Source organism: Sneathiella sp. (assembly GCF_029233945.1).
GTDB lineage: Bacteria > Pseudomonadota > Alphaproteobacteria > Sneathiellales > Sneathiellaceae > Sneathiella.
In genome coordinates this window covers 1-8746 of record NZ_JARGOQ010000084.1, presented here as the reverse complement: position 1 = coordinate 8746, position 8746 = coordinate 1, and the positions used below count along the sequence as shown (strand labels likewise).

Annotated in this window: 13 protein-coding genes; 11 read left to right on the top strand and 2 right to left on the bottom strand. The window is 55.1% G+C overall.

Translation table 11 applies throughout. The features are described 5' to 3' along the window. A partial coding sequence (locus tag P1U71_RS17135; RefSeq protein ID WP_301106892.1) for a sigma factor occupies positions 1–458 on the bottom strand: 458 nt, incomplete at its 3' end. 290 nt (positions 459–748) lie between these two features. On the opposite strand from P1U71_RS17135, the gene P1U71_RS17130 reads away from it, so the two are divergent. The 9 genes from P1U71_RS17130 to recQ all read left to right on the top strand — a co-directional run bounded on the left by P1U71_RS17130 (position 749) and on the right by recQ (position 6460). Continuing rightward, positions 749–1207 (top strand): RebB family R body protein, encoded by a 459-nt coding sequence (locus P1U71_RS17130; protein WP_301106891.1) that lies wholly within the window; start codon positions 749–751, stop codon positions 1205–1207. 61 nt (positions 1208–1268) lie between these two features. Continuing rightward, positions 1269–1724 carry a RebB family R body protein gene (locus P1U71_RS17125; RefSeq protein WP_301106890.1) on the top strand — a complete coding sequence of 152 codons (456 nt, stop codon included), beginning with the start codon at positions 1269–1271 and terminating at the stop codon, positions 1722–1724. A 446-nt stretch (positions 1725–2170) separates the two neighbouring features. Beyond that, the gene (locus P1U71_RS17120; RefSeq protein ID WP_301106889.1) at positions 2171–2536 is read left to right on the top strand and encodes a RebB family R body protein; all 366 of its coding nucleotides are present in this window, start codon (positions 2171–2173) and stop codon (positions 2534–2536) included. A gap of 36 nt (positions 2537–2572) precedes the next feature. Then, positions 2573–2893, top strand: a complete 321-nt coding sequence (locus P1U71_RS17115; protein WP_301106888.1) for a RebB family R body protein — start codon at positions 2573–2575, stop codon at positions 2891–2893. A gap of 41 nt (positions 2894–2934) precedes the next feature. Then, positions 2935–3291: a RebB family R body protein gene (locus P1U71_RS17110; protein ID WP_301106887.1), complete on the top strand. Its 357-nt coding sequence runs from the start codon at positions 2935–2937 to the stop codon at positions 3289–3291. Positions 3292–3410: 119 nt separating this feature from the next. Beyond that, positions 3411–3806, top strand: a complete 396-nt coding sequence (locus tag P1U71_RS17105; RefSeq protein WP_301106886.1) for a RebB family R body protein — start codon at positions 3411–3413, stop codon at positions 3804–3806. A 55-nt stretch (positions 3807–3861) separates the two neighbouring features. Further along, positions 3862–4194 carry a RebB family R body protein gene (locus P1U71_RS17100; RefSeq protein ID WP_301106885.1) on the top strand — a complete coding sequence of 111 codons (333 nt, stop codon included), beginning with the start codon at positions 3862–3864 and terminating at the stop codon, positions 4192–4194. 112 nt (positions 4195–4306) lie between these two features. After that, positions 4307–4597: a transposase gene (locus P1U71_RS17095; protein WP_301106884.1), complete on the top strand. Its 291-nt coding sequence runs from the start codon at positions 4307–4309 to the stop codon at positions 4595–4597. Positions 4598–4654: 57 nt separating this feature from the next. Then, complete coding sequence (gene recQ, locus P1U71_RS17090) at positions 4655–6460, top strand: DNA helicase RecQ (RefSeq protein ID WP_301106883.1); 1806 nt, start codon at positions 4655–4657, stop codon at positions 6458–6460. On the opposite strand, the gene P1U71_RS17085 is transcribed toward recQ, so the two are convergent. Continuing rightward, complete coding sequence (locus P1U71_RS17085) at positions 6451–7122, bottom strand: TetR family transcriptional regulator (protein WP_301106882.1); 672 nt, start codon at positions 7120–7122, stop codon at positions 6451–6453. The two genes, recQ and P1U71_RS17085, sit on opposite strands and share 10 nt — an antisense overlap. 179 nt (positions 7123–7301) lie before the next feature. Here P1U71_RS17085 and P1U71_RS17080 point away from each other — a divergent pair, with 179 nt between their 5' ends. Further along, positions 7302–7760, top strand: coding sequence for a (2Fe-2S)-binding protein (locus P1U71_RS17080; protein WP_301106881.1), 459 nt, complete (start codon positions 7302–7304; stop codon positions 7758–7760). A 1-nt stretch (position 7761) separates the two neighbouring features. Then, positions 7762–8746: molybdopterin cofactor-binding domain-containing protein (locus P1U71_RS17075; protein ID WP_301106880.1), on the top strand; the 985-nt coding region annotated here is incomplete at its 3' end.

Below are 8746 nucleotides of genomic sequence, written 5' to 3'. Positions count from 1 at the left end.
GTGCTTATTTCCTTCACCTTGTCATAGAGGTTTCTGATCCGCTTGTTGGCACGATGCTTATCGATGCAGATGTTATGCAGGAGACGCGCAAACCAGGCCCGCTCATTGCTGATCTGTGGCGCATGGGCGGCATATTTCTCATAGGCGCGGATTGTGGCGTCGCTGAAGGCATCCTCCGCATCCGCCGCGCTGACATTCATCCAGACCATGCTGAGTTTTATTAAATACGCCTTATGGGAGTGCCATGCCTCCCAGAATTCATCGGGGGTTTCCTTATCTTTTGGGCAAATATCGGCAGACTTTGCGCCTTTCTCCGCCTCATTTTCGTCCGCAGGAGGGATTTCCGTTTGCAGGGCCGCAATGGAAAGTTTAACGGGGAGCGGAAGCGTGGATCGCGCGAGAGAAGGAAGGAGAGAAAATTCGGATTTGGATATCGTTTCTTGCCTGAGCGGATTCACAATGACCCCCTAGAAGATTTGAATTTATGGAAAACAAAACTGACTAAAGGATGGCTTATCGGCACCACCATCCGCTTTCAGTCTCTTCATTTGGGGGCTAAATATCACTTTTAAAGTGTATTTATAGATATTTATATTTTATATACGAGTGTATGAATTCAATACAAAATAAGTAATTTTAACTATATAAATCACACAGTAGTATTTATTTTAATATTTAAAATTGAATTTTCGTTATTTCGTATTTATTTTGTTATTATATTTAATTTTTTATTAATAGGAATATAATAATGGCGGACTCACAAAGCGATGACCAAATCAAGAATTCGATACTTTCTACCAATGAAATCTTGATCGGTAGCTCTACCTCCAAGTCAATGGCAACGATGTATTTGAATTTAGCCCATGCGGCGGGCATGGCATCACAGAATGCGGTGACCAACCAGCAGCATCTCAATATTCTGGGGGCCGCCGCCGTCGCTGCCGGGACGAGCGGACTGCTTCGGACCGGAATGGCGGACCAGGTTGAGAAGATGACACCGGCGGAACGCCTCGACTATTTGCAGAAACTGCTGACCCTCGCGACCAACCCTGCGGCAGGAGCCGCGCCTGCGGACAGCAGCGACGGCGCCACGCAGGCGGACGCATCAGGGGACGGGAGTAGCACAGTAGCTGCAACGTCCGATGCAACCGCAAAATCAGACGGCACATCGGCAGCGGATACAAAAGCGGACGCAGCTGCCGGATAATGGTTTCTACAACTTTTAATATACATTTTCATTTTTTATTTGAACATACTGGATATTTATGATGGCTACCTCCCCTTCCTCCGGCGGCGCTGCCGCCCCGTCAACCGCGCCGGCAAAGATCGAGGACTCAGCGCAGTTCGCAATGGGCCTCCTCTACCAGTTCGCCGCTCATTCCTCGGGACTTGCGCTTGAAAACGCGACGGCGAATTCAAACCTGATGAACAGCGTCACCAATTCCGGCGCTGCCGCCCTCACGGCCCTTAAGAATGCGGAAGCTGTCTCCATCTCTGCGCAGAAAGCGACGATCGGCGAATCCTATAACGCGCAGACGGCCGCAATTACTCAGGCGCTGAATGCTCAGACACAGGCCGCGGTGACCAGCCTGAACGCGGTGACCAGTGCGGGCGGAACGGCGCTCGCCGCACAGACCAGCCAGGAAATCGCGGGCATTACCGCCGATGCGGTCGCGGCAACAGCCGCCGCCATGGACCAGATCGTCAAGCAAATGGGCGGCTAAGGGAGAATATCAGGCATGAGCTGAGGTTCCGCCCTTCCGGCGCGGAACCGCCTTCCCCTGATTTTACGGACGATTGCCTCGACAGGTAAATTCCGCAATTCCGTTTATCGGTTCCAAAATTACGCGCCCGAGATCATGGCATCCTCTCCGTAACCGACCGGCACCTGTGCAAAAGCATTTGCGCCCGTAAGGCATCAAGAAATGCCCGAATTCTGCGGAACAGGCGATTTTCATTACCCGAAAATATCGACAGGAACTGCCCCCCGGACACCCCAAATCAATTGAACCGGCGCGATTACCTGTCTCATTCCGCATGAGAGATTTCGCACATATGAGAAGAAAATCTCATCCCCGCGTCACATTTTCTCAACCGGCATCGTCTTCTGCCCATGAATGAGGAAACAGCCCGCCGATTGACTATGACAGGAATGAAAGAGGATTAATCAATGGCAAACGACACCCCCGTCAACAGCCAAATTACCGATGCCGTGACCCAATCCAACCTGACGGTGATCGGCGGTGCCCCGGCCCAGTCGATGGGAACCGTATATCAGATGATGGCGCAGTCCGTCGGCGTATCCATGCAGAACGCGGTTTCAAACCAGCAAAACATGAACACCATCGACAACGCCATCGTCACCCAGGGAATCGCCATGCTCTACAGCATGGATAACTCTCTCGAAGCAAGGGCTTCCGAAGAGATCCTTTCGGGGAATGTAAACGCAGAAATAGTCTCCGCGCTTCAGGCTATCATCGTTGAATTAAAGAAAGCGCAAAGTGAGCAAAAGTCACAGACTCAACAAACCACTTAACAGGATTTTTACCTGACTATTAAAGGAGAATGACCCATGCCAGGGGATACACCAGTCAATGCCCAGATAACCGACTCAATCACCCAATCCAATGTTGGCGTGCTCGGTGATGCACCGGCCATCGCCATGGCAAATGCCTACCAGGTATTTGCCCAGGTCGTCGGCGCAAGTATGCAGAACGCCGTCTCGAACCAGCAAGGCGCCAATACGGTTGACCTTGCCGTGACAACGCAGGGCACGAATGTCCTGTACGCCATGTCGACTTCGGCGGATGCAAAGGCAACCTCCGAGATTCTCGGCGGCAACCCGGTTGCCGAGGCCCTCACCTCACTTCAGGCTGCTGCACGCGGGTTCTGATTTGACCTTTTACATAAATTGAAACTTAAAGGAGTTAGATAATGGCGGATAACACTTGGATGAACAGCCAGATTACGGACGCTGTCACACAAACCAACGTCAAGGTTCTGGGCGATGCGCCCGCTGAATCCATGGGCATGCTTTATCAGATGATGGCCCAGTCAACAGGTATGTCCATGCAAAACATGGTGGCCAACCAGCAGCATAAGAATTCCATCGATTCTGCCGTAGTAACGGGCGCAGTGAGCCTGCTCTATACCCTCGATGTGGCGGCGGAAGGCAAGGCCACCCAGGAAGTCCTGAGCGGCAATCCAGTGGCGGAAACTATGGCCTCACTGAAAGGCGTGTTGGCCAGTTTCAAAGATGGTAATTCCAACGCCCCGAAATTCAACACCTAACCGCACTGCCCGAGAAGCCCCCTCTTCTCAATGGTATATCGAATATTGCGCCGCCTGTCCCATGTTGGCCAGTCGCGCAATATTCGAGCCACCAGCAGCTATGATAACAGGATAAGCCCATGACAGCGCAAAGAACTACAGAACATGTCAAATCGGTGAACAGCCAGATTACGGATGCCATCACCCAGTCAAACACCATGAATATCGGTCTTGCGCCCGCGCAATCGATGGGCATCTTGTACCAGACCACGGCCCAGGCCGTCGGGACGTCAATCCAGAACGCCGTCTCGAACCAGCAACATATGTACAGCCTCAGCCTCGCCTCAACGGCGCAGAACCTGAATTCGCTTTTGTCGCTGTCGTCCGCCTCAGCGGCGCGCAATACGGCTGGCTTGCTCTCTCATTCGGGGCAATCCCCGTCAATGTCGCATCTGTATGCCCGGGCGGCAGCGCCTGTTCATGCGGCCCCAACGCAGGCCTCCCACAGCCCGCCGCAAACGCCGATGAAGAAATAACGCGCGATAATCAATTGAAACCCGGAATTTCCAGAAGACAAGCAGGAGAGCGGCAATGACGTCAGAGTCCTATGTAAACAGTCAGATCACGGGAGCCATCGCGCAAACGAATTTAAGCGTTCTTGGCGACGCGCCCGCAGAGGCCATGGCCATTCTCTATCAGCAGATGGCCCACACGATCGGGCTGGCGCTTCAGAATGTCATTTCCCAGCAGCAGCACAGCTATTCCATCCATAACGCCATTACCATCGCAGCCTCCAAGCAGTTGCTGAGCAGCGACCCGGCGGCGGCGGCGAAGGCTTCGCAGGATTTGATCGCGGGGAGCGCCATTCCGGAAAATCTCGCCGCCCTTCAGGCCGTGGTCAATGAGCTTGGCAAACAGCAGTAACCCCGACCAAAAAGGCGGCGGCAATGCCGGAGGACGTTGGATTTGATCCGAACCCAAGAAAGCTGAGGCCTGATGGCAGAATAGAAACCTTAATGTGAGGACGTTCAGTCTCATGGAACGCAAAATTTATACCCAGCAGGAGATCAGGATGATCCTTCAGGAACTCGCCGACGGCAAATCGGTGGATGACGCCGCCAAGCAATATGGTATCTCCAAGGCCACCATCTACCGCTGGAAGAAACGCGCCGAGCAAACGGGAGTAGAGGAAATCAACCGCCTTAAAAAGGTCGACGAGGAGAACCAGCGGCTCAAATCACTCATTGCCGAGGCGGCGCTTGAAATCCAGGCCCTGAAAGAACAGCTCAAATCGCGGGGCTGGACGAAAGCGGAAGAACGCGATTAACACGCCGCGACCTCATTCCGGCGTTGATCGGCGGACGGATGGCTGTATAAAGGGTGTATGTCGCGTAACCCGTCCCAAATACTTACCTCCGTCTTCGGATACCCCGCCTTTCGCGGGGAACAAGCCCAGATTATCGACAATGTGATCGCCCGGCGCGATGCCCTTGTCCTGATGCCGACGGGCGGCGGGAAATCACTCTGCTATCAGATCCCGGCCCTTTGCATGGACGGAACAGCAATTGTCATTTCCCCGCTGATCGCGCTGATGCAGAACCAGGTTGAGGCCCTGCAACAGCTTGGCGTTGCCGCCGCGGCGCTCAACTCTGCCCATTCCATGGAAGAGCAGGCAAGCATTAGAAATGCGCTTCTGAACGGCGAGATCAAGCTCCTCTATATTGCGCCGGAGCGGCTTTTCTCGGGCGGTTTTATGGATTTGTTGCAACGCTGCGATATTTCGCTGTTCGCGATTGACGAGGCGCATTGCGTCTCCCAATGGGGGCATGATTTCCGCCCTGAATATCTCCGCCTTGAAGTCCTGCATGAGAAATTCCCGAATGTGCCGCGCCTTGCGCTCACCGCGACCGCCGATGCGCCGACGGAAAAGGACATTATCGACCGGCTCGGCCTTGGTCATGGAAAAATATTCCGTGCCGGGTTCGACCGGCCAAACATTCGTTACCGCCTTACGCCCAAGACAAACGGCGCCACCCAGCTCCTCAATTTTATCAAGGCGGAGCATGGGACGGACGCGGGCATCGTCTATTGCATGTCGCGCAAAAAAGTCGAACAGACGGCCGAGAAGATTGCCGCAACCGGGCGTGTCGCGCTTCCCTATCACGCCGGGCTGGACCCAGAGGTGCGGCGCGAGACACAGGCGCGGTTCCTGAAAGACGATGCCGTCATTATCGTTGCCACCATCGCTTTTGGCATGGGGATCGACAAGCCGGACGTGCGCTTCGTCGCGCATCTCGATTTGCCGAAAAATATGGAAAGCTATTATCAGGAAACGGGGCGCGCCGGACGCGATGGCCTGCCCGCCAATGCCTGGCTCGCCTACGGGCTTCAGGATGTGGCCAAGCTGAAATCCCTGATGCAGAACCCGGACAAGACGCTACAGCAACAAAAGCTCGACCGGGGCAAGCTGGAATCCCTTCTGCAATTTTGCGAAAGCGCGCTTTGCCGCCGTCGGCTCCTTCTGGAGTATTTCGGGGAAACCCCGCCGGAGACTTGCAGCAACTGCGATAACTGCCTGGAACCACCGGCGATGTTCGATGCCACGGAAGCGGCCCAGATGGCGCTTTCCTGCATCTACCGCAGCGGGGAGATGTTCGGCGCAGGGCACATCATCGATATCCTGCTCGGCGCGGAGACGGACAAGATAAAGAAGTTCGGCCATGACCGGCTCAGCACCTATGCCGTCGGCAAAGCTTTTTCCCGCGCCGATTGGCAATCCATGATGCGGCAGCTTCTGGCGCTCGGCCTGCTCAATGTCGATACCGAAGGCTATGGCAGCCTGTCGCTGAATGAAAATTGCCGGTCGGTCCTCAAAGGCGAGACCAAGCTTGACCTCAAGAAAGCCCCGATCCGCTCAGCTAAGGAAAAGTCCACCTCCGGGCCTGCACGCAGTTTCGGGAATGAGCAGGAAGAGGCGCTGTTTAACTATCTTAAATCCATCCGCCTCGGCCTCGCGAAGGAACAAAATGTTCCGCCCTACGTCATTTTTCATGACAAGACCCTGATCGAGATGGCACTGCTCAAACCAACCTCTCTCACCGCGTTCGGGGAATTACAGGGCGTCGGCCGCAGCAAGCAGGAAAAATATGGCCCCGCCTTCCTGAAAGCGATTGAGGAAACCTATTCTTGAGCGGCACTCATAGCCTTAAGACCGGTCAGGTAGATCCCGAGGCTACGTTCGAAGCTTTCCAGAAGATCAATACGAAAGGCGGCCATCTCCGGTCGTTCCAGAATTTCCCGTAATATCGGGGACGGTGCCGCCATCTGCCCGAAGCCGACAATAAAACACTGTATGTTGAGAAGGACCTCAAGGCCCTGCCCCTCCGCCAGAAAGCCGAGCCCCTTTTCAATCAGCCCGCCAGTATACTGGATACGCCGCGCAAGCGCCTGTTTGATACGGAGCGCCTGATCAAGCGAGATATTATTCTCAAACACCAGATGCAGGGGCGGGATAAGGCGCAGGAGGAGCGGCCGCTCCGCCAGCAACCCTTTCATCATACCGACAAAATCGGGAATGCTGCGGGTTGTCTCCGGCGACAGAAGGGCGTTGTCGAGAACGTCGAACCAGCTTTCGAGTTCCTCCGACGCCAGATTGAGGAATATCTCCTCCTTCGTTTTGAAATAAAGATAAACCGTTCCCTTGGCGAGACCGGCGCGGCGCGCAATCTCGGCTATATTGATATCGCTAAACCCTGTTTCCACGAACAACGCCCGCGCCGCAATTAGAATAGCGTCGCGCTTGGCTTCTTTCTGGACGGTGCTGACCGCACGCCGGGCAATTAGCTCACTCATACTGACCTTTATTCATTATATCTCGCTTCTCCGACATATTAGTTACCGACTAAATCTTAATATGAACTTAGAAAACTATGATGATCGTCACATTTCCTCGTCATTTAGTCAATTGACAGAATTTGCCCACCGCCTCTATATTATGACCCACGGTCATTTAAAGATAAACGGGAGCGGCTATGTTTAATCTCGAGATCAATGGAACCATGCATGAGGTCGATGTCGAAGAGGATACGCCCCTTCTTTGGGTCCTGCGCGATACTGTCGGGTTGAAGGGTACGAAATTCGGCTGTGGCATTGCCGCCTGCGGCGCCTGCACCGTCCATGTAAATGGGGAGGCTGTTCGTTCCTGCAGCTTTTCTGTCGCCGACGCCGTGGGCAGCCAGATCACTACGATTGAAGGTATCGGCGGCGATGGCTTAAGCCCGGTTCAGCAGGCGTGGATCCAGGAGCAAGTGCCGCAATGCGGCTATTGCCAGTCGGGCATGATCATGGCAGTTTCCGCCCTGCTCGCCGAGACTCCAAACCCCAGCGACGAGGACATCGCGGACCGCATTACCAATATCTGTCGCTGCGGCACCTATCCGCGCATCAAGCGCGCCATCAGGCAGGCCGCCGCGCTGCAGGGAGGGAACTAACATGGGAAAACTCACCCTCTCAAGACGGAAATTTCTTGTTGCCGGTGCCCTCGTCGGAGGCGGCCTCGCGGTTGGATATGGTTTTCTCCGGAATGGGGAGCCCGATAACGCCGCGCTTTCCGCAACCACCGAGGAGGGGGAAATCGCCCTCAATGCCTATGTTAAAGTGGATAAAAACGGCCGTGTCACCGTTGCTATTCCGCGCTCCGAAATGGGACAGGGCGTTTATACCGCGCTCGCCATGCTTGTCGCCGAGGAAATGGACGCGAATTTCGCCGATATCATGGTCGAGCAGGCCCCTATTGCCGATATTTACGCGAGCGTGATCGGGCTTCAGGATGCCCTGCCCTTTTCCGACAAGCATCATGAGGGGGAGGATACGATGGGTGCCTGGGGCATGGAGAAACTCGCACGCCTCCTCGGCTTGCAGATCACCGGCGGCAGCGCCTCTGTCCGCGACGCCTGGATCCCGATGCGTCAGGCGGGCGCGACGGCGAAGGCAATGCTGGTCCAGGCGGCAGCTCGCAGCTGGGATGTGCCGCCCGCTGAAATTACCGTCAAGAACGGCGTTATCACTCATTCCCCCAGCGGAAAATCCGGCGGCTTCGGTGACTTCGTGGAGCTTGCCGCTTCCGAGGCGGTGACGATTGATCCCGTCCTGAAGAAAAGCAGCGAGTTTACCCTGATCGGTACGCCGCAACATCGCCTCGACATCCCCTCAAAAGTGGATGGCACCGCCGAGTTTGGCGTCGATGTGGAGGTGGAAGGAATGGTGCATGCGGCGGTCAAGCTCTCGCCCGTTCTCGGCGGCACCCTCGCCTCCCATGACGCGGCGGCGGTAAAGGATATGCCGGGCGTTCTTAAAGTCGTGCCGTTTGAAAGCGGCGTTGCGGTCATCGCCGATAGCTTCTGGCGTGCCAAGACCGCCGCTGATGCGCTGCCCGCGACTTTCAACGACGGACCCGCAAAAGAATATTCCTCAGAAA

Excerpts from the sequence above, each read along its gene's own strand:
- P1U71_RS17130 (WP_301106891.1), top strand. The coding sequence starts at position 749 with ATGGCGGACTCACAAAGCGATGACCAAATCAAGAATTCGATACTTTCT.
- P1U71_RS17080 (WP_301106881.1), top strand. The coding sequence starts at position 7,302 with ATGTTTAATCTCGAGATCAATGGAACCATGCATGAGGTCGATGTCGAA.
- P1U71_RS17120 (WP_301106889.1), top strand. The coding sequence starts at position 2,171 with ATGGCAAACGACACCCCCGTCAACAGCCAAATTACCGATGCCGTGACC.
- P1U71_RS17105 (WP_301106886.1), top strand. The coding sequence starts at position 3,411 with ATGACAGCGCAAAGAACTACAGAACATGTCAAATCGGTGAACAGCCAG.
- P1U71_RS17085 (WP_301106882.1), bottom strand. The coding sequence starts at position 7,122 with ATGAGTGAGCTAATTGCCCGGCGTGCGGTCAGCACCGTCCAGAAAGAA.
- recQ (WP_301106883.1), top strand. The coding sequence starts at position 4,655 with ATGTCGCGTAACCCGTCCCAAATACTTACCTCCGTCTTCGGATACCCC.
- P1U71_RS17095 (WP_301106884.1), top strand. The coding sequence starts at position 4,307 with ATGGAACGCAAAATTTATACCCAGCAGGAGATCAGGATGATCCTTCAG.
- P1U71_RS17115 (WP_301106888.1), top strand. The coding sequence starts at position 2,573 with ATGCCAGGGGATACACCAGTCAATGCCCAGATAACCGACTCAATCACC.
- P1U71_RS17110 (WP_301106887.1), top strand. The coding sequence starts at position 2,935 with ATGGCGGATAACACTTGGATGAACAGCCAGATTACGGACGCTGTCACA.
- P1U71_RS17100 (WP_301106885.1), top strand. The coding sequence starts at position 3,862 with ATGACGTCAGAGTCCTATGTAAACAGTCAGATCACGGGAGCCATCGCG.
- P1U71_RS17125 (WP_301106890.1), top strand. The coding sequence starts at position 1,269 with ATGGCTACCTCCCCTTCCTCCGGCGGCGCTGCCGCCCCGTCAACCGCG.